We start from the raw sequence: 17459 nt of genomic DNA, 5'->3' as shown, positions 1-17459 counted from the left end.
TTGATGATTATTCAGGTTGGGCCAGCCAATCCGTCGTGGATCGTTGCGATATTGTATAATTGGCGGCTTTGAGGATCTCGCAGCAGCGATCAACGGTCGAGGTGCCCGCCTCGAAGTAGATGGTCGGCCGCGCCTGCCCGAGGAGACGTTCGGCGCCTTCGAAAACGTCAATTTCCGCACCTTCCACATCGATCTTCACAAATGTTGGCGGCAAAGAGATATCGAGCAAGTTGTCGAGCGTTACCGTCGGCACGACGATCTGCGAGCGCTCTCCTCCCGTTTGGCTTCGCCCCCCCACGTCCGTGAGAAAATTTGAGGCGCGACCACGTCGGGCGATCGAAAACCTCGCAAGCGAGGGCTTCGAAAAAACCGCAGCGGTCACGACCGTAACCGGCACGCCGCTCAACGCAACCGATTCCTGAAGCACATGAGCAAGGAAGGGGTCTGCTTCGATGGCTAGGATTTGTCTGGCTTTCGCCGCGCTGAAGGCCAAAACGCCGCAATTCGCGCCGACGTCCCAAACGACGGAAGAGTCTCTGATGAATTCCTTGGCGATGGCCGACAAGTCCTGATCAAACTCTCGTTTGAGATACTTCAGCTGGCTGTCGGGTGAGACGAAAATGGCCACTCCGTTGGGAAGCCGCCTCTTGACGAGCCGATTCCTCATCAATTTTTCTGCAAAGGATCTCAACATTGATTGGGTTCCGTATCTATCGGTACTGGAAGAGGATTAGACCACCGGGGTCGATTCGAAAAGAAACTTGAAGGCGACCCCTCTCCTCGGCGCAGTTGCCGGTGACGCATCCTAATGTGCTCATAAGGCCTAATGTGTTCGTGAGGCGGGGACTTTGAAATATTTAGATCTCAAGGTTGCGGCGGCGCACCGCTGGAGGCCACGATTTCTGCAGGCCGCAGAATAAGGGGGCAGGCGTGACCCAATTCCAATATCATTCCGCCGACCGCCGCACGAATTTCCTTTACGTGATCTACAGTATGGACGCGCCGCTCAGCGGCGAGAGCCGGATCGTGATTTCTCCCTAGCCTTCAACAATGCAATTGGCGGGGCCCTGTCGATATCCTCCCGGTAATCACGGAGAAATTCGCCTTTCTCACCTACCGCTGGATTGGCTTCATGTTAGGCACGTCCATGGCGGCGGCGCCGTCGCGCTGAACGAAACCGACGGCGACGGACGCCAGTATCGTCTTCAGGCCGAGGGGGAGCTATCCCGCAATTTATTCAAAGCTCTCCACCGCCACATCCGCCTCTATCCGCGCGCCGCGACGATCGAGCGTCAGCCGCTTGCGCGCTCCCGGCGCGCCATGTAGCGCTGCAAGCACGTCATCCTTGCTCGCGCCCCGCGCGGCGAGACCGTCGATCGCCAGCAATTCGTCGCCGATCTCGACATCCAGCAGCGCTTGCGGCTTCGTCCGCGTCTGCGCGACCCCGCCAATCAAATAGCGCTCTCCCTGACGCACCAATGTGATCGGCGGCTGGTCCAGCTCCGTTAGGTCCGGCGCCCTCTCACGGCGCCAGTAGCTCATGCGGTTCGGATAATCGATCGTAAGCTGGTAGTCGCGCAGCGCATTGCCGCCCAGCCAGCCGACGACGGCGACGGGCGCGGCCTTGCGCCAATTGTCCCAGAACAGATCGCCCAAGAGAGCCTCGGCGAAGGAGCCAAAAATGGGCGCCGTGCCCAGAAAGCCGACCTGCCTAAATTGAAGGTCGCCGATCCGCACGTTCGGAATGCGCAGCACGTCGCCTTCCTTCTCGAAAGCGAAATCCACCATATTGGCGTTGGCCGCGCCAATGGCGCCGTGTACGCGGCGCCATTCTGGGTGTCGCGCGAGCAGATCGCGCGCGACGTCGCCGCGCATCCAGCTGTAGCCGCTGCCAGCGTCGATCGCGAGTGCTCGCGAATCGTTATCGACTTCCGCTTCGACAGCGACGATTCCGGAGTCCTCATTGAGGAGTATTGGAACGGGAAGGCCTTCCGGACGCCTGCCGCCTGCCGCATTCAGCGCCATACGACGCCGGCCGTAATCGATACGCAGAACGTAATTCGTAAGCATCCGCGCGGGCAGCATCGCTTCGACGCGGCGCGGCGCGAAGAGATGGGTGAAGCTTGGGACGCCAACGCCGCCGTCGCCGTCGACAATTTGATCCGCGCGCGCTTCCAGCCGCCATTCGCCAATGGCGAGGCGCAGCGGCGCGCCGCGATCGACGCCGAGTTCGCGATAGAGCGGTTTTGTCAGGACAGGCGTCGACATGCCCATGTTGAACCAAGCGAGCGCGCTGCGCGCATGACCGTCCGGCGTCGTGAAGACGACGTCGAGAAGAATCCGGTTCGAATCGAGGATGAACGGAATGCCTTCGTTATGCGCCGAAGGCTTCTTCTCGGACGCGGCGGAAACGGAGACCTCAAGCGATAAGCAAGCGAAGAGCGTCGCAAAGATCACGCGCATGAAAAAGCCTCTTCGAAAAAGCCTGCAAGAGTTACCCGGCCTGTTGCGCTGTCTTGGCCGGCTCGTCCGGCAAATATTCCATGAGGTCGCCCGGCTGGCAGTCGAGCGCCTTGCAGATGGCGGAAAGCGTCGAAAAGCGCACGCCATTGACCTTTCCCGATTTCAGCAGCGACAGATTGGCTTCGGTGACGCCAACAATTTGGGAAAGGGTCTTCGAGCGCATGCGGCGCTTGGCGAGCATGACGTCGAGGCGCATGACGATCGGCATCAGATGAACCCGTCCCTATCGCTTTCAATCTCGTGCCCGAACTCCATGACGTCCGCCACCACATAAGCCAGCGCGGCGAAGACAAGCGCGAGAACCTCGTCGGCGTGAAACCAGATGGGATCGCTTGTCAGCCCAGCGAGCAAGATCGCGCGGTTCGCGCAGAACGGCGCGAACGCATAAGCGGCGAGGCAAGCGGCCATGCATTTGATGAGCCGCGCATTGGCAGGCGTGAAGACGACGCCTTGTGCGTAGAGCTGGAAGAGCCGGCGCGCGAAGTGAAGGATCGCCAGCACGGGCGCCGTAAGGAAAGCGATGGCGAAAACTCCGGCGAGCCTTTGCGGGAAAGTCAATGTCGCAAGTGAAATGCGGCCCAGCGCCTGGTCGGGGCCATGGCCGATCCACAAGCCGCCAGGGCCAAAAGAAAGCATTTCGCCCCGGTAGAAGAGCGCGGCGGCTATCAGGAGCGCCGTGGCGCAGAGCGTGAGGGCCAAGCTCCAGAGCATTACGGACGCAAAAATGGCGCTGCGTCGTCTGATTGCCTGACGGCGCCAGGGTTCGAGCGGCGCGGCTGGTGGCGGGATGTGCACGACATTCGTCATGGCCTCCTCCTAAAATTATCGTAATCACATATAAATTATTGTCAAACAATAATCAGAGGGCTTGCCAGTAGACGGGCGCACTGCCGTGAACCTTGCTATTCTGCTGACTCGGAGAGATTCGCCTTGCCCACCTACCGCTCAATTGGCCTCATGTCCGGCACGTCCATGGACGGCGTCGACGTCGCGTTGATCGAAACCGACGGCGACGCCACGGTCGTCTTCGGGCCGACGGGGCATTACCCCTATAGCGACGCCGACCGCGCGTTGCTGCGCAACGCGCTCGCCGAGGCCGCGACGCTGCAGGATCGAGACGCGCGGCCCGGCGTTCTCGCCTTCGCCGAGCGCATGGTGACCGACCGCCACGCCGAGGCGGTCGAGGCGCTGATGCGCGATCATGAGATCGATCCGGCGAGCGTCGATATCGTCGGTTTTCACGGCCAGACGGTGCTGCACCGTCCCAAGCAAAGGCTCACGATCCAGATCGGCGACGGGCCGGCGCTGGCCGCGCGTCTCGGCCTCGACGTCGCTTATGATTTTCGCGCCGCCGACATCGCCGCCGGCGGCGAGGGCGCGCCGATCGTGCCCGTGTTCCATCGCGCGCTGGTCCTCGCCGGCGGCATGAAGGGCGAGGTGGCCCTGCTCAATATCGGCGGCGTCGCCAACGTCACTTATGTCGCGGACGGCGAGGAGCCGATCGCCTGCGACACGGGACCCGGCAATGCGCTTATCGACGATCTGATGCTTCAGCGCACCGGCGCGCCGATCGACCGGCACGGCCATATGGCGGCGCGCGGCCGCGTCAATGAAGCGACGCTGCTCAAGCTGCTGGCGCATCCGTTCTTCGATCAGCCGCCGCCAAAATCGCTCGACCGCAACGCCTTCGCGCTCGACGCGGTCGCCAAGCTCTCGACCGAGGACGCCGCCGCGACGCTGACCGCCTTTACGGCGTCTTCGGTGCTGCGGCTTTTTCCGCATCTGCCGACTCAGCCGCAGCTGCTGATCGTCTGCGGCGGCGGCGCGCGCAATCCGATCCTGGTGCGCGAACTCGTCATGCGCCTGCCGTGCAAGGTGACGACGGCCAACGCGGTCGGATGGTCGGCGGATTCGATGGAGGCGCAGGCTTTCGCCTATCTCGCCGTGCGCCTGCTGGAAGGGCTGCCGATCACCTTCCCGACCACGACCGGCGCGCCCGAAGCCATGGTCGGCGGCCTGCTGGCGCGCGCGGGCGCGTAAGCGTCATAGATCGCAGTGTCATATGTGGACGGCCCCGCTTGGCAAGCGGTTTTTTGTCGGCGCGGTGAACCTGGTGGCGGGTTTCGGTCATATGTCCGGCCTTTTGGCGCGGCGCGTATGTCCGCTGGCCCTGATGAAGTTCGACTGCGAAGGCTCCTGATCATTCCCGCGAGCTTTGTGCACGTGACACGTAGCGGAGTGTCCTTCGTCGTCGTTTCCGACCCTGTCGTTCATCACGTCGATGTTTCGCCCTCGCCAAACTGGATGGTTCGAACGGTTACGCCATCGAGGGCTTCCCTGCGCGCGCCATGATCTGGGTTCGGAAGGCCTCGCCGGTCGTCATCATGGCCCAGATGATCCGCGCCAGCTTGTTGGCGAGCGCGAGGCTCACGAGCCGCGCCGGCTTCCTGGCCAGGAGGGCGACGAGCCAATCGCGCAGAACGCCGTTGCGTTTGCCGGCCACGCGCAACAGCGAGGTCGCGCCGAGCGTCAGCAGCTTGCGCAGATAGCGGTTGCCCTGCTTGGTGATGGCGCCGAGCTTTTCCTTGCCGCCGCTGGAGTTTTGCCTGGGCGTGAGGCCGAGCCAGGCGGCAAAGTCGCGCGCGGATTTGAAGACGCTGGGGTCCGGGACGCTGGCGACGATCGCCGTGGCGACGATCTTGCCGACGCCGGGGACGCCGGCGAGCAATTTGCTGATCTCGCTTTGCGCATGGACGTTGGCGATCTCTTTATCGAGCGCGACGATCGCGGCGCTGATCGCCTCCAGCTGCTGGACGAAAATCTTTACGGTCGCCTTGGCGATTTCTGGAAGCGTCGCGTCATTCTTGGCTTTTTCCAGCAGTTCGCCCGCATGGCCGACGCCCTTGGCGGCGACGACGCCAAACTCCGCGAGATGTCCGCGCAGCGCATTGACGCTCATGGTGCGCTGCTTGACCAGAAGCTCGCGCGTCTTGTGCAGCATCAAGCTCGCCTGGTTCTCGGCGCTTTTGATCGGCACGAAGCGCATGTCTGGCCGCGACACGGCCTCGCACACCGCCGCGGCGTCGACCGCGTCGTTCTTGCCGCGCTTGACATAGGGCTTGACGTAAATCGGCGGGATCAGGCGCACGTCATGGCCCATGGCGCGCAGTTCGCGTCCCCAATAATGCGCCGAGCCGCAGGCTTCCATGCCGATCAGGCAGGGCCCCGCCTCGGCGAAAAAAGCAAGAAAACCATCCCGCCGCAGCTTGCGCGTGACGGCCCGCCCATCCTCGCTCACCAGCGCGTGAACTTGAAAATACCGCTTGCCCAAATCAATCCCGATTCTGATAAACTTCTTCATGGACGGCCTCCCTCTCTGTGGCGCTCCGGCGACCACGTCTTGGCACTTTAGATGCCGTTGAGGCGGGGCCGTCCACCCCATCATTCCCGGCGGGCCGAAGGCCTGACCGGGAATCCAGGGCAGATCCAGTAATGGTCTCTTTGCTCTGGATTCCCGATCGCGCTTCGCGCGTCGGGAATGACAATGAAGCGTCAGTCTCCCCGCGCGGGAATGGCGATTCTCGGCGGATTGCCGAGACGCCTGTCGAGATAGGCGTCGACATGCGCGATCAGCGGCTCGATCCTGTTTTCGAAGAAATGGTTCGCGCCCTCGACCACCGCATGTTCGATGAGAATGCCCTTCTGCGTCTTGAGCTTCTCGATCAGCCCGGTCACTTCCTTGAGCGGCGCGACGCGGTCCTGGTCGCCGTGGATGAAGAGGCCCGAGGAGGGGCAGGGCGCCAGGAAGGAGAAGTCGAAACGGTTCGCCGGCGGCGCGATCGAGATAAAGCCCTCGATCTCGGGACGGCGCATCAGCAGCTGCATGCCGATCCAGGAGCCGAAGGAGACGCCCGCGATCCAGCAGGCGCGCGCTTCCGGATTGACCGCCTGCGCCCAGTCGAGCGCGGCCGCCGCGTCGGAAAGCTCGCCCGAGCCGTGGTCGAAGGCGCCCTGCGAACGGCCGACGCCGCGAAAATTGAAGCGCAGCACGGAAAAACCACGCTCCGCGAAGGCGTAGTAAAGGTGATAAACGATCTGATTATTCATCGTGCCGCCGAACTGCGGATGCGGATGCAGAATGATCGCGATCGGCGCGCCGCGCGTGGCGGACTGATGGAACCGGCCCTCGAGCCTGCCGGCCGGACCGGTGAAGATTACTTCGGGCATTCATGATCCCTTGCAAAACTGGCAAGCGCGCCTTCTACCACGCGGGCCAGTGTAAAATGCAAGGAAATTCGGCGGCGAGGCGCCGCGCCCGCCGCTCATTACGCGCCCGCATGGCTTGCCATCCGCCCGTTGGGCGTCAATCGCATAATCCGGGCATGATCGTCGTGGCGGTATGCTTGATCGAACAGCGCCGGTTTTCTTATGGCTTACGATAAATACTTGCATTTGAGAGATTAACCGCCCTCGCCTCATGGAGGAGGGGCCAGCGCCGGTTCAGGCGTCGGCGAGACGATGGACGTCATGGACGACGATGCCGGCGCCTGGCGCCGGCATCTCCAACCAGGCGCGACGCTTCAGCGTGCGCTTCGTGTCCTCGTAGCCGCTCTGCCAATGTTCGCGCATCGACGTGCCGGAGAACTCATAGTCCTTGGCGTGGCCCTCATAAGCCTTTTGCTGGTATATGAGATGCGCGATGGTGAAGTCCGGCAGGTCGCCAAGCTTCTCCAACATCTTGCGCTCCTCTTCGGTCAGCCGCTCCTCCGGCACCTTCGCGAGCGCGTCGCGCAGCCGAATTTTCCATGTGTGCATGCGGCGAAACACCGTCGTGTTGTAGCGCGTTCGCGAGGAATACACGATGTCCTTTTGCCGCGCGAGCACGTCTTGGATGTCGCGGGGGAGTTCGCCGCGCGCGCTGAAAAGATCGACTTGGAAAACCAGCGTGCTGAGATTGTCCTCCTGGTCGAGCAAATGCTGCAACGGCGTGTTGGAGACGATGCCCCCATCCCAATAATAGTCGGTTCCGATTTTGATCATCGGCAGCGCCGGCGGCAGCGCGCCCGAAGCCATCACATGCTCGGGCTCGATCTCCTCGTCACGATTATCGAAATAAATGAAGTTGCCGGTGAGCACATTGACCGCGCCGACGGAGAAGCGGTTGATCCGTTCATTGATCAGCGAAAAATCGACAAATTCCATGAGCGTGTCCTTGAGCGGCGACGCGTCATAGAAGCTCGTGGCGTCTCGCGCGCCGGTAAAAGCCAGCCATGGATTGACCTGACGGGGCTTGAAGAAGCCTGGTTGGCCGAGACCCATCGTCACCATGGCGCTTGAAGCGTTGCGCGCCTTGCGGAAAATGTCGCCGTCGGGCGTAAAGGCCCAGATTTTGCGCTCCGTGATGCGCTCCCAGAAGGCGCGCAAACGCTCGATGCGGCGGGCGCGGGAGTTGCCGGCGATGATCGCGGCGTTCACCGCGCCAATCGAAACGCCCGTCACCCAGTCGGGTTCGACGCCGAACTCGTGCAGCGCTTCGTAAACGCCCGCCTGATAGGCGCCGAGCGCGCCGCCGCCCTGAAAAATCAGCGCGATCCGGTCGCACCCCTTGGGCCGCCATCTCGTGAAGGCGTCACGCGAGTGGAGATGTTGGAGGTGTGGCGCTTTCGCATCCATATGCGATGTCCATCCAGCTTGGGCGCACGCCGAAGTCGATGCGCATGAGCGTCGACCTCACGCGGCAGTTCGTCCTCATTCGTCGGAAAAATCTAAACGGCTTGAGATAACAAAGTAATGACGCGCTCTGTCATCGCAACATCAAGAACCCCGATCTAGATATGGTCCGGCGACGCTCAAGGCCGCATCGGATTGCGCGCGGCGTCGCGGCGGTCAGCCGCGCCGCTGCGCGGCTCGCGAAGGATGGCGAGGGACGGAATGAACGATCGCCGCAATGTCATCGTGACAGGTTCGACCAGCGGCATTGGGCTCGGAATCGCGCGCGCCTTTTGCGCCCAAGGCATGAACGTCGCGCTCAATGGTTTCGGCGACGCCAATGACATCGAACATATTCGCGCCGGACTCGCGCAGGAATTCTCGGTCGACGTGATCTATTTGCGGGCCGACATGTCGCAGCCGTCCGCCGTCCGCGGGATGATCGACGAAGCCGCGCAGGCGCTCGGGCCAATCGACGTGCTCGTCAACAACGCCGGCATACAATTCGTTTCGCCGATCGAGGATTTTCCTCCGGAGAAATGGGACGCCATCATCGCGGTCGATCTATCGGCGGCGTTTCACGCCATCCGGGCGGTCGTTCCGTCGATGAAGCGGCGCAAGACCGGCCGCATCATCAATGTGGCTTCGGCGCATGCGCTTGTCGCGTCGCCGTTCAAATCCGCCTATGTGTCGGCCAAGCACGGCGTCGCCGGGCTCACCAAGACCGTGGCGCTCGAAGTCGCCGAAGACAATATCACCGTGAATGCGATCTGCCCCGGCTATGTGCTGACGCCGCTCGTTGATCGGCAAATTCCGGATACGGCGAAAGCGCGCGGCATCAGCGAGCAGGAGGTCGTGCGCGACGTGCTGCTCGCGGCGCAGCCGACCAAGCGCTTCGTGACGGTCGAGGAAGTCGCGGCGCTCGCCATGTTCCTCGCCGGCGAACACGCGGGCTCGATCACCGGCGCGATCATTCCGATCGACGGCGGCTGGACCGCGCACTGAAATTTTCTCCCGCCCGCCGCCCATCCACGTCAAGCTCTGCGGAGAATTCGATGCGCATCGAAAACATTCTCGATCTGCCGTCCATGCCGCTCGCCGGCCCGAGCTATCCGAAGGGGCCGTACAGATTCATCAATCGGGAATATATGATCATTTCCTATGAAACCGATCCCGAGATCGTGCGCGAACAATTGCCCGAGCCGCTCGAGCCGGTCGATACGCCGCTCGTCCATTACGAGTTCATCGGCATGCCGGATTCGTCCGGCTTCGGCAGCTATACCGAGTCCGGCGTCGTCATTCCCTGCCGCTACAAGGGCGAGGAGATGAATTTCGTCAGCCAGATGTATCTCGATGACGATCCGCCGATCGTCGCGGGCCGTGAAATCTGGGGCTTTCCGAAGAAATACGCGCATCCGAAGCTCGAAATCGTAAAGGACACGCTCACCGGCACGTTGGAATACGCCGGACAGATCGTGGCCCTCGGCACCATGGGCTACAAGCATGAGAGCATGGCCGGCAATGGCGTGAAGACGACGGCGACGCTCGCCAAGACGCAGGTCAATCTCAAGCTCATTCCCGGCGTCGACGGCAAGCCGGCGCTCTGCCAGCTCGTCTGTTACAATCTCACCGAGATCGTCGTGAAGGGCTCGTGGATCGGTCCCGGCCGGCTGCATCTCGCGCCGCATGTCAACGCGCCCGTCGCCGATCTTCCCGTGCGCCGCGTCGTCGGCGCGCATCATTTCATCGCCGATCTGACGCTGCCTTACGGCCGGGTGCTTTATGATTATCTGTCGCCGGACAAATGACAAAGCGACGCCCGTCGTTTGTCGCGGGACCGCGATACGAGAAAAGCAGACCCGAATATTCCAGCGTTTGAGGAAAACCGGCCGGGCGCCCAGGGTCAGACCCCGGCCGGCGCGCATGCTTTCGTCATTCACCGGCCGGGCTTCCGAACCGTTGCTCGACAGCACGAAGATCTCCTTGCGCGGCCAGTCGGCGTCGCGATGCGTGGCGGTCGGTTCTTCGGCGTGAAAGCCGGCGCTTTCGATTGCAGCGGTCCCTGCAGCTGAAATTCGAGAGATCAGCCTCGACGCGGTCGGAGAAGCGCGGCCGCGCGGACAGGCGAGCGTGAGCCGGAAATCGCGCGACGAGCGCCTCCACATGGGGCTTGTCGATCTCGACGCGCATGAATCGGCCTTTCAGCGGCCCGTGGCGCGCGACGGACAAGAAACGCGCCGGAGCCGACGCCATCTGCTAGAATGGCGGCTCCATGAAAAGACGCGTCTATCTCGACCACAACGCGACATCGCCGCTGCGCCCGCAGGCGCGCGCGGCGATGCTCGACGCGCTGGAGACGCTCGGCAATCCTTCCTCCGTCCATGCCGAGGGCCGGGCGGCCAAGGCGCTGCTCGAAGGCGCACGGGCCGAAGTCGCCAGGGCGGTTGGCGCGGAGCGCCGGGGCGTCGTTTTTTTGAGCGGCGCGACAGAGGCGGCGAATCTCGCGCTGTCGCCAGCGCTTCGCCGAGAGGGCGACGAAGCGCCGATAGAGGCGTTGCTGATCGGCGCCGGCGAACATCACTGCGTCCTGCAGGGGCATCGCTTTCCGCCCGACGCAGTTGAAACCCTTCCGTTGACCCCCGAAGGCTCTATTGCGCTCGACGCGCTGAAACAGGCGCTGGCGCGGCGCGCCGGCGCGCGCGTGATGCTGGCGCTGCAGGCCGTCAACAATGAGACGGGCGTCATTCAGCCGGTCGCCGAGGCGGCCGAGCTGATCCATGCGGCGAAGGGCGTCGTCGTCTGCGACGCCGTGCAATCCGTCGGACGGCTGAAGACGACATTCGCGACGACCGGCGCGGATATAATGTTCTTTTCCTCACATAAGCTGGGCGGCCCGATGGGCGTCGGCGCGCTCGCCTTTCGTGACGAGAGCCTGCATCCGGAGGCGCCGGCGCTGCGCGGCGGCGGCCAGGAATTCGGGCGTCGCGCGGGCACCGAGAATATTCCCGGAATCGCCGGTTTTGCAGCGGCGCTCACGGCGGCGACCGCAGATTTGGCGGGGGAGGCGTCTCGACTCGCCGATTTGCGCGACGCGCTGGAGCGGCAAGTCTTGAAAGTCGCGCCCGACGCCCGATTCTACGGTTCAAGGGCGCCGCGCGCGCCAAACGCCAGCGCTTTCTCACTTCCCGGCCTTGCCCCACGCACGATGCTGATGGCGCTCGACCTCGAGAATGTCGCGCTTTCAGCAGGCTCGGCCTGTTCGTCAGGCAAAATGACGGAATCGCACGTGCTTGCGGCGATGGGCGCGGCTGAAAGGGAGGCGCTGAGGGCCAGTTTCGGTTGGTCTTCGACGCAAGAGGATGTAGAAGAGTTTGGAAAGGTTCTTGCACGTGTCGTGGATCGCATAAGGTCCCGGCATTCCGCCGCCTAGTCGACGCCAAAAGGTGCTAGGCTGAGGCGGAACGATCGGCCGGCGGGCCTTGAACCCGTCGTGACGAGGAGAAAGACAGATGGCGGCTCGTCAGGAGACCGTTGCGCGCGTCGAGTCCATCGACGTCGACGCCTATAAGTACGGGTTTTCGACCGATATCGAATCGGAAAAGGCCCCCAAGGGCCTGAATGAAGACATCGTTCGTTTCATCTCGGCCAAGAAGAACGAGCCGCAGTGGCTCACCGATTGGCGCCTCGAGGCCTACCGGCGCTGGCTGACGATGCCTGAGCCGCGCTGGGCGCGCGTACACTATCCGCGCATCGACTTCCAGGACCTCTATTATTACTCGGCCCCAAAATCCACGCCGGGCCCGAAGTCGCTCGACGAGGTCGATCCCGAGCTGCTGCGCACGTACGAGAAGCTTGGCATCCCGCTGCGCGAGCAAGAAATTCTCACCGGCGTCGAGACCCGCCGCGTGGCCGTTGACGCGGTTTTCGACAGCGTGTCCGTCGCGACCACCTTCAAGGCGGAGCTGGCCAAGGCGGGCGTGATCTTCTGCCCGATTTCCGAGGCGGTGCAGACGCACCCGGAGCTCGTGCGGAAATATCTCGGCTCCGTCGTGCCGGTGACCGACAATTTCTACGCGACGCTGAACAGCGCGGTCTTCTCCGACGGCTCCTTCGTCTATGTGCCGAAGGGCGTGCGCTGCCCGATGGAGCTTTCGACCTACTTCCGCATCAATGAGCAGAATACGGGACAGTTCGAGCGCACGCTGATCATCGCCGACGAAGGCTCCTATGTGAGCTACCTCGAAGGCTGCACGGCGCCCAAGCGCGACGAAAACCAGCTTCATGCGGCGGTGGTGGAGCTCGTCGCGCTCGACGACGCCGAAATCAAATATTCGACGGTGCAGAACTGGTATCCCGGCGACAGCGAGGGCAGGGGCGGCATTTACAATTTCGTCACCAAGCGCGGCGATTGCCGCGGGCGCAATTCGCATATCTCCTGGACGCAGGTCGAGACGGGCTCGGCGATCACCTGGAAATATCCCTCATGCATCCTGCGCGGCGACGGTTCGCAGGGCGAGTTCTATTCGATCGCGGTGTCGAACGGCTATCAGCAGGTCGACAGCGGCACCAAGATGCTGCATCTGGGCAAGAACACCAAAAGCCGCATCATCTCCAAGGGCATCTCGGCCGGACGTTCGCAGAACACCTATCGCGGCCAGGTTTCCGCGCATCGTAAGGCGGACGGCGCACGCAACTTCACGCAGTGCGACAGTCTGCTGATCGGGTCCAACTGCGGCGCGCATACGGTTCCCTATATCGAATCGAAGAATCCGAGCGCGCAGTTCGAGCATGAAGCGACGACGTCCAAGATTTCCGAGGACCAGCTGTTCTACGCCATGCAGCGCGGGCTTTCGGCGGAAGAGGCGACGGCGCTGATCGTCAACGGCTTCGTGCGCGACGTGCTGCAGCAGCTGCCGATGGAGTTCGCGGTCGAAGCGCAGAAGCTGATCTCGATTTCGCTCGAAGGGAGCGTTGGGTGATGCGCACGTTACACATTTCTCTTCCAGAGGAATTGGAGTCCGAACTTGCTGCTGCGGTCGATTCCGGCGAGCTCGTGTCGGAGAATGAGGCCATTCGCGCCGCAGTGGCGCAATGGCGCACGGAACGCCTTGTCGAGCGTATGAACGTGGATGAAGTGCGAAGACTATGGCGCGAAGGAGTCGAAAGCGGCCCCGGGCGTTTCGGGGCGATCGATGAAATCAAAGCCGAGGCGCGCCGTCGTCATTCACAGAGCTAATCCTTCATGCGCATCGTTCGAACGGCGCGCGCTGAAGAGGATCTAATCGAGATCTGGTCTTATATTGCATAAGAGAATGAGACCGCTGCGGATCGGACGTTGGATGCGCTGGAAAGGAAAACGAGATTGTTGGGCTTACATCCGCAAATCGGACCAGAGCGACCGGACATCGGGAAAGGCGTGAGAAGCGCGATAAGCGGCGTCTATCTAATCCTGTATCAGTTGCTCGAGGACCGCGTGGAAGTGGTTCGCTATGTGCATATGAGGCGACGGCTCGAGGGGCTGAATTGATGCTCGAAATCAAAGACCTCAGAGTCACCGTCGGCGATCGCGAAATTCTCAGGGGCCTTACGCTCAGCGTCAAGGCCGGCGAGGTCGCGGCGATCATGGGGCCGAACGGGACGGGCAAATCGACGCTCTCCTACGTCATCGCCGGCCGCGAAGGCTATGAGGCGACGAGCGGCGACGTGCGGCTCAACGGCGAGAACATTCTCGACCTCGACCCGGCGGAGCGCGCCGCCAAGGGCGTCTTTCTCGCCTTCCAATATCCGGTCGAAATTCCCGGCGTCGCGACGATGACCTTTTTGAAGGCCGCGCTCAACGCGCAGCGGCGCGCCCGCGGCGAGCCGGAATTGCAGACGCCGGAATTCATGAAGCGCGTCAAGGAGGCAGCGGCGTCGCTCGGCATCGCGCCGGACATGCTGCGCCGGCCGCTGAACGCCGGTTTTTCGGGCGGCGAGAAAAAGCGGATGGAAATCCTGCAGATGGCGCTCCTGCAGCCGCGTCTTGCGATCCTCGATGAGACGGATTCCGGGCTCGACATCGACGCGCTGCGCGTCGTCGCGGACGGCGTCAACGCCCTGCGCTCGCCCGAGCGCGCCTTCATCGTCATTACGCATTATCAGCGCCTGCTTGACTATATCAGGCCAGATTCGGTGCACGTGATGGCGCAGGGGCGCATCATGCGGTCGGGCGGTCCGGAACTTGCTCTGGAGCTCGAAGAGCGCGGCTATCAGGATTACATCGCGCAAGAGGCGGCATAGGCGATGATCAAGCTGGCGAGCGAAGCGGAAGCGACGCTTTCCTCCTTTTACGAAGAGATGCGCGACAAGGGCGCGCCGCGTCTGCGCGCGGCCGGCTGGGCGGCGTTCTCCGAGTCTGGCGTGCCGAACCGGCGCATGGAGGCGTGGCACTACACCGACCTCAAAACGGCGATGGGCCGGCCGGCGCCGCTCGCCACCGCGTCTCGCGCCGCAGTGTCGCTGCCGCGCGCCCATGATTCTCTGCGTCTCGTCACGCTCGACGGCGTTTTCCGGCCGGATCTCTCGGATATCGCGCGGCTCCCCGATGGCGTCGTCGTCCAATCGCTGCGCGACGCCCTGGCGCAGGGAGAGCCGCATGTCATGTCAGCGCTCGCCAGCGCCGATATTGGCGCGCAGGACCCGATCCTCGCTCTCAATGCGGCGCTGATGCAGGACGGCGTCGTCATTCAGATCGCGCCGGGCGCCGCGATCGACCGCGCGATCGAACTCGCGACATTGGCGTCCGCGGAGGCCGCGCAGTCGACCTATACGCGGGCGCTCGTCATGCTGGGCGCCGGCGCTCGAGCGACAATGATCGAAACTGTTGGCGCGCTTTCGTCGGCGCCGGCGCAGGACAATAGCGCCCTCGTGCTTCGATTGGCGCCGGGTGCGCGCCTCGACCTCGTCGCCCATCTCTCGGGCGGCGTCGATCGGGCGATCCGCGTTGCGTCGCTGCTCGCGCATCTCGACGCGGGCGCCACGATCAATTCCTTCGCGCTGATCGAGGGCGAAGGGTTGAATCGACGGCAGATCTTCGCGCGCCTCGACGGCGAGAAAGCGCGGGCGGTCTTTGACGGCGCGACATTGGGACGCGGCGGCTTGCACGCCGACACGACTCTCATCGTCGATCACGCAAAGCCATGCGGCGAAAGCCGGGAAGTTTTTCGCAATATCCTCGATGAGCAGAGCGTCGGCGTGTTTCAGGGCAAGGTCATCGTCCGCGCGGGCGCGCAGAAGACGGACGGCGTCATGCAGTCGAAGGCGCTTCTGCTCTCCGAGCAGGCGGCGATGAACAACAAGCCGGAGCTCGAAATCTTCGCCGACGACGTGCAATGCGGCCATGGCGCGACCTGCGGCCGGCTCGACAAGGATCAGTTGTTCTATCTCACCGCGCGCGGACTGCCGCGCCGCGAGGCCGAAGCCTTGCTCATCGAGGGTTTCGCCAATGAGGCGATGGACGCAATCGAGGATGAGCAGTTGAAGGCGTTTCTCAGCGATCGCGTTAGCGTGTGGCTTTCTAGAAGGATCAGCCGATGAACGAGATTACGCGCATTCAGACGGCTTACGACATCGAAGCGGTTCGGGCGGATTTCCCGATTCTTTCCGAACGTCCCTATGGGAAGCCGCTCGCCTATCTCGACAACGCCGCGTCGGCGCAAAAGCCGCGCGCCGTGATCGATCGCCTGACGCGGTTCTACGAGCATGAATACGCCAATGTGCATCGCGGACTGCATTATCTCGCCAATGCCGCAACCGAAGGCTATGAGGGCGCGCGCGAGACGCTGCGCCGCTTCCTCAACGCCGAATCGACGGACGAGATCATTTTCACCCGCGGCGCGACCGAGGCCTTGAATCTCGTCGCGGCTTCCTTCGGCCAAGCGCATATCGGCGAAGGCGACGAGATTATTCTTTCGATGATGGAGCACCACTCCAACATCGTTCCCTGGCATTTTCTGCGTGAGCGCAAGGGCGCCGTGTTGAAATGGCTCGAGGTTGACGCCGACGGCAGTTTCGACCTCGAAGCGTTCGAGAAGCTGTTCACCAAGCGCACCAAGATCGTGGCGCTCACGCATATGTCGAATGTTCTCGGCGCGCCGACCCCGATCGCCGAGGTCGCCCGCATTGCTCACGCGCATGGCGTGCCGCTGGTTGTCGACGGCTCGCAGGGCGCTGTGCATCTCGATGTCGACGTGCGCGCGCTCGACGTCGACTTTTATGTGGTGACCGGCCATAAGCTTTATGCCCCGACCGGCATCGGCGCGCTTTACGGTAAGCGTAAATGGCTGGAGGCGTTGCCGCCGTTCTGCGGCGGCGGCGAGATGATCGAAACGGTGACGCTCGAGGGCGTCACCTATAATTCCCCGCCGCACCGGTTCGAAGCGGGCACGCCGCCCATCGCCCAGGCGGTCGGGCTCGGCGCGGCGCTCGACTATATGGAGCGCATCGGTCGGGACGCGATCCGCGAATATGAAGCAGGGCTGACCGCTTACGCGCATCAGAGACTGTCGCAGATCGAGGGGCTGAGAATTTATGGGCGGGCGCCGGACAAGGGGCCGATCCTTTCCTTCGACATGGCGGCGGCGCATGCGCACGACATCGCCACGGTGATCGATCGTTCCGGCATAGCCGTGCGCGCCGGTACGCATTGCGCCATGCCGCTTCTTTCGCGTTTGGGCGTCACCTCCACCTGTCGCGCATCCTTCGCGCTCTACAACACGCGCGAGGAGATCGACCGGCTGGCGGAAGCGCTCGAAAAGGCCCGCTCTCTTTTCGCCTGAGGAGAATTTCGTGTTCATGAACGATGCTCCCAATACAAGCGAAACCCAGCGCGCCGCGACGCCGGACCAGACGTCTCAGGCCATTGAAAATGAGCGGCTGACGAACGACATCGTTAAGGCGCTCAAGACCGTCTACGATCCTGAAATTCCCGCTGACATTTATGAGCTTGGCCTCATCTACCGGGTCGACATCGCGGAAGATGGCTTCGTGGAGATCGACATGACGCTGACTGCGCCGGGCTGCCCCGTCGCCGGCGAAATGCCGGTGTGGGTCAAGAATGCGGTGAGCGCCGTGCCTGGCGTCAGCGACGTGAAGGTGAATATGGTGTTCGATCCGCCTTGGGATCAAAGCCGCATGTCGGACGAAGCGCGCGTGGCGCTCGACATGTGGTGAGCGGACACGCTCCAGAG

General features: G+C 62.8%; 18 protein-coding genes and 1 pseudogene. 11 read left to right on the top strand and 8 right to left on the bottom strand.

Features of this window, described 5'->3' with window-relative positions:
• Nucleotides 1-7 precede the first annotated feature (7 nt).
• The 4 genes from BN69_RS01395 to BN69_RS01380 all read right to left on the bottom strand — a co-directional run bounded on the left by BN69_RS01395 (nucleotide 8) and on the right by BN69_RS01380 (nucleotide 3330).
• Nucleotides 8-694, bottom strand: a complete 687-nt coding sequence (locus tag BN69_RS01395) for an FkbM family methyltransferase (protein ID WP_014889748.1) — start codon at nucleotides 692-694, stop codon at nucleotides 8-10.
• Nucleotides 695-1233: 539 nt separating this feature from the next.
• Nucleotides 1234-2463, bottom strand: a complete 1230-nt coding sequence (locus BN69_RS01390; protein ID WP_014889747.1) for a peptide-binding protein — start codon at nucleotides 2461-2463, stop codon at nucleotides 1234-1236.
• A gap of 31 nt (nucleotides 2464-2494) precedes the next feature.
• Nucleotides 2495-2731 carry a helix-turn-helix domain-containing protein gene (locus BN69_RS01385; RefSeq protein WP_014889746.1) on the bottom strand — a complete coding sequence of 79 codons (237 nt, stop codon included), beginning with the start codon at nucleotides 2729-2731 and terminating at the stop codon, nucleotides 2495-2497.
• A complete protein-coding gene (locus BN69_RS01380; RefSeq protein WP_014889745.1) occupies nucleotides 2731-3330 on the bottom strand; it encodes a DUF2975 domain-containing protein in 600 nt (199 codons plus the stop codon). Before BN69_RS01380 ends, BN69_RS01385 begins: the two co-directional genes overlap by 1 nt.
• 123 nt (nucleotides 3331-3453) lie before the next feature.
• On the opposite strand from BN69_RS01380, the gene BN69_RS01375 reads away from it, so the two are divergent.
• Entirely contained in the window at nucleotides 3454-4563 is a 1110-nt protein-coding gene (locus BN69_RS01375; RefSeq protein ID WP_083858672.1) for an anhydro-N-acetylmuramic acid kinase, read from the top strand.
• A gap of 277 nt (nucleotides 4564-4840) precedes the next feature.
• Here the strand turns inward: BN69_RS01375 and BN69_RS01370 are convergent, their stop codons facing one another.
• The 3 genes from BN69_RS01370 to BN69_RS01360 form a co-directional block, all read right to left on the bottom strand.
• Nucleotides 4841-5884, bottom strand: a complete 1044-nt coding sequence (locus BN69_RS01370; RefSeq protein WP_014889743.1) for an IS110 family RNA-guided transposase — start codon at nucleotides 5882-5884, stop codon at nucleotides 4841-4843.
• A 191-nt stretch (nucleotides 5885-6075) separates the two neighbouring features.
• A complete protein-coding gene (locus BN69_RS01365) occupies nucleotides 6076-6750 on the bottom strand; it encodes an alpha/beta hydrolase (protein ID WP_014889742.1) in 675 nt (224 codons plus the stop codon).
• Between the two features lie 273 nt (nucleotides 6751-7023).
• Nucleotides 7024-8196 (bottom strand): patatin-like phospholipase family protein, encoded by a 1173-nt coding sequence (locus tag BN69_RS01360; RefSeq protein WP_014889741.1) that lies wholly within the window; start codon nucleotides 8194-8196, stop codon nucleotides 7024-7026.
• A 258-nt stretch (nucleotides 8197-8454) separates the two neighbouring features.
• On the opposite strand from BN69_RS01360, the gene BN69_RS01355 reads away from it, so the two are divergent.
• Nucleotides 8455-9237, top strand: coding sequence for a 3-hydroxybutyrate dehydrogenase (locus BN69_RS01355; protein WP_014889740.1), 783 nt, complete (start codon nucleotides 8455-8457; stop codon nucleotides 9235-9237).
• A gap of 50 nt (nucleotides 9238-9287) precedes the next feature.
• Nucleotides 9288-10040 (top strand): acetoacetate decarboxylase, encoded by a 753-nt coding sequence (locus tag BN69_RS01350; protein WP_014889739.1) that lies wholly within the window; start codon nucleotides 9288-9290, stop codon nucleotides 10038-10040.
• Between the two features lie 124 nt (nucleotides 10041-10164).
• On the opposite strand, the gene BN69_RS01345 is transcribed toward BN69_RS01350, so the two are convergent.
• Nucleotides 10165-10422 (bottom strand): hypothetical protein, encoded by a 258-nt coding sequence (locus tag BN69_RS01345; protein WP_148276997.1) that lies wholly within the window; start codon nucleotides 10420-10422, stop codon nucleotides 10165-10167.
• Nucleotides 10423-10504: 82 nt separating this feature from the next.
• Between BN69_RS01345 and BN69_RS01340 the strand changes: the two genes are divergently transcribed.
• The 8 genes and pseudogenes from BN69_RS01340 to BN69_RS01305 all read left to right on the top strand — a co-directional run bounded on the left by BN69_RS01340 (nucleotide 10505) and on the right by BN69_RS01305 (nucleotide 17442).
• Nucleotides 10505-11662, top strand: a complete 1158-nt coding sequence (locus BN69_RS01340; RefSeq protein WP_014889737.1) for a cysteine desulfurase family protein — start codon at nucleotides 10505-10507, stop codon at nucleotides 11660-11662.
• 79 nt (nucleotides 11663-11741) lie between these two features.
• Nucleotides 11742-13211, top strand: coding sequence for a Fe-S cluster assembly protein SufB (gene sufB, locus BN69_RS01335; protein ID WP_014889736.1), 1470 nt, complete (start codon nucleotides 11742-11744; stop codon nucleotides 13209-13211).
• The gene (locus BN69_RS01330; protein WP_014889735.1) at nucleotides 13211-13468 is read left to right on the top strand and encodes a ribbon-helix-helix domain-containing protein; all 258 of its coding nucleotides are present in this window, start codon (nucleotides 13211-13213) and stop codon (nucleotides 13466-13468) included. The genes sufB and BN69_RS01330 overlap by 1 nt, the downstream gene beginning before the upstream one ends.
• Before the next feature lie 87 nt (nucleotides 13469-13555).
• Nucleotides 13556-13759, top strand: a pseudogene (locus BN69_RS19690) (type II toxin-antitoxin system RelE/ParE family toxin); the annotation flags it as partial.
• On the top strand, nucleotides 13759-14511 hold the full coding sequence (sufC, locus tag BN69_RS01320; protein WP_014889733.1) for a Fe-S cluster assembly ATPase SufC: 753 nt from the start codon (nucleotides 13759-13761) through the stop codon (nucleotides 14509-14511). The pseudogene BN69_RS19690 and the gene sufC, both read left to right, overlap by 1 nt.
• 3 nt (nucleotides 14512-14514) lie before the next feature.
• Nucleotides 14515-15807 (top strand): SufB/SufD family protein, encoded by a 1293-nt coding sequence (locus BN69_RS01315; RefSeq protein WP_014889732.1) that lies wholly within the window; start codon nucleotides 14515-14517, stop codon nucleotides 15805-15807.
• Nucleotides 15804-17048, top strand: a complete 1245-nt coding sequence (locus BN69_RS01310) for a cysteine desulfurase (RefSeq protein ID WP_014889731.1) — start codon at nucleotides 15804-15806, stop codon at nucleotides 17046-17048. Before BN69_RS01315 ends, BN69_RS01310 begins: the two co-directional genes overlap by 4 nt.
• A gap of 16 nt (nucleotides 17049-17064) precedes the next feature.
• Complete coding sequence (locus BN69_RS01305; RefSeq protein ID WP_041926749.1) at nucleotides 17065-17442, top strand: SUF system Fe-S cluster assembly protein; 378 nt, start codon at nucleotides 17065-17067, stop codon at nucleotides 17440-17442.
• Nucleotides 17443-17459: the final 17 nt, after the last annotated feature.

Source organism: Methylocystis sp. SC2 (assembly GCF_000304315.1).
Classification (GTDB): domain Bacteria; phylum Pseudomonadota; class Alphaproteobacteria; order Rhizobiales; family Beijerinckiaceae; genus Methylocystis.
Note: the sequence above shows the minus strand (reverse complement) of the source record. Positions and strands in the feature narration are given on the sequence as shown.

Bases quoted from the DNA above. Each gene is read 5' to 3' on its own strand.
- BN69_RS01395 (WP_014889748.1), bottom strand. From the start codon at position 694: ATGTTGAGATCCTTTGCAGAAAAATTGATGAGGAATCGGCTCGTCAAG.
- BN69_RS01390 (WP_014889747.1), bottom strand. From the start codon at position 2,463: ATGCGCGTGATCTTTGCGACGCTCTTCGCTTGCTTATCGCTTGAGGTC.
- BN69_RS01385 (WP_014889746.1), bottom strand. From the start codon at position 2,731: ATGCCGATCGTCATGCGCCTCGACGTCATGCTCGCCAAGCGCCGCATG.
- BN69_RS01380 (WP_014889745.1), bottom strand. From the start codon at position 3,330: ATGACGAATGTCGTGCACATCCCGCCACCAGCCGCGCCGCTCGAACCC.
- BN69_RS01370 (WP_014889743.1), bottom strand. From the start codon at position 5,884: ATGAAGAAGTTTATCAGAATCGGGATTGATTTGGGCAAGCGGTATTTT.
- BN69_RS01365 (WP_014889742.1), bottom strand. From the start codon at position 6,750: ATGCCCGAAGTAATCTTCACCGGTCCGGCCGGCAGGCTCGAGGGCCGG.
- BN69_RS01360 (WP_014889741.1), bottom strand. From the start codon at position 8,196: ATGGATGCGAAAGCGCCACACCTCCAACATCTCCACTCGCGTGACGCC.
- BN69_RS01355 (WP_014889740.1), top strand. From the start codon at position 8,455: ATGAACGATCGCCGCAATGTCATCGTGACAGGTTCGACCAGCGGCATT.
- BN69_RS01350 (WP_014889739.1), top strand. From the start codon at position 9,288: ATGCGCATCGAAAACATTCTCGATCTGCCGTCCATGCCGCTCGCCGGC.
- BN69_RS01345 (WP_148276997.1), bottom strand. From the start codon at position 10,422: ATGCGCGTCGAGATCGACAAGCCCCATGTGGAGGCGCTCGTCGCGCGA.
- BN69_RS01340 (WP_014889737.1), top strand. From the start codon at position 10,505: ATGAAAAGACGCGTCTATCTCGACCACAACGCGACATCGCCGCTGCGC.
- sufB (WP_014889736.1), top strand. From the start codon at position 11,742: ATGGCGGCTCGTCAGGAGACCGTTGCGCGCGTCGAGTCCATCGACGTC.
- BN69_RS01330 (WP_014889735.1), top strand. From the start codon at position 13,211: ATGCGCACGTTACACATTTCTCTTCCAGAGGAATTGGAGTCCGAACTT.
- sufC (WP_014889733.1), top strand. From the start codon at position 13,759: ATGCTCGAAATCAAAGACCTCAGAGTCACCGTCGGCGATCGCGAAATT.
- BN69_RS01315 (WP_014889732.1), top strand. From the start codon at position 14,515: ATGATCAAGCTGGCGAGCGAAGCGGAAGCGACGCTTTCCTCCTTTTAC.
- BN69_RS01310 (WP_014889731.1), top strand. From the start codon at position 15,804: ATGAACGAGATTACGCGCATTCAGACGGCTTACGACATCGAAGCGGTT.
- BN69_RS01305 (WP_041926749.1), top strand. From the start codon at position 17,065: ATGAACGATGCTCCCAATACAAGCGAAACCCAGCGCGCCGCGACGCCG.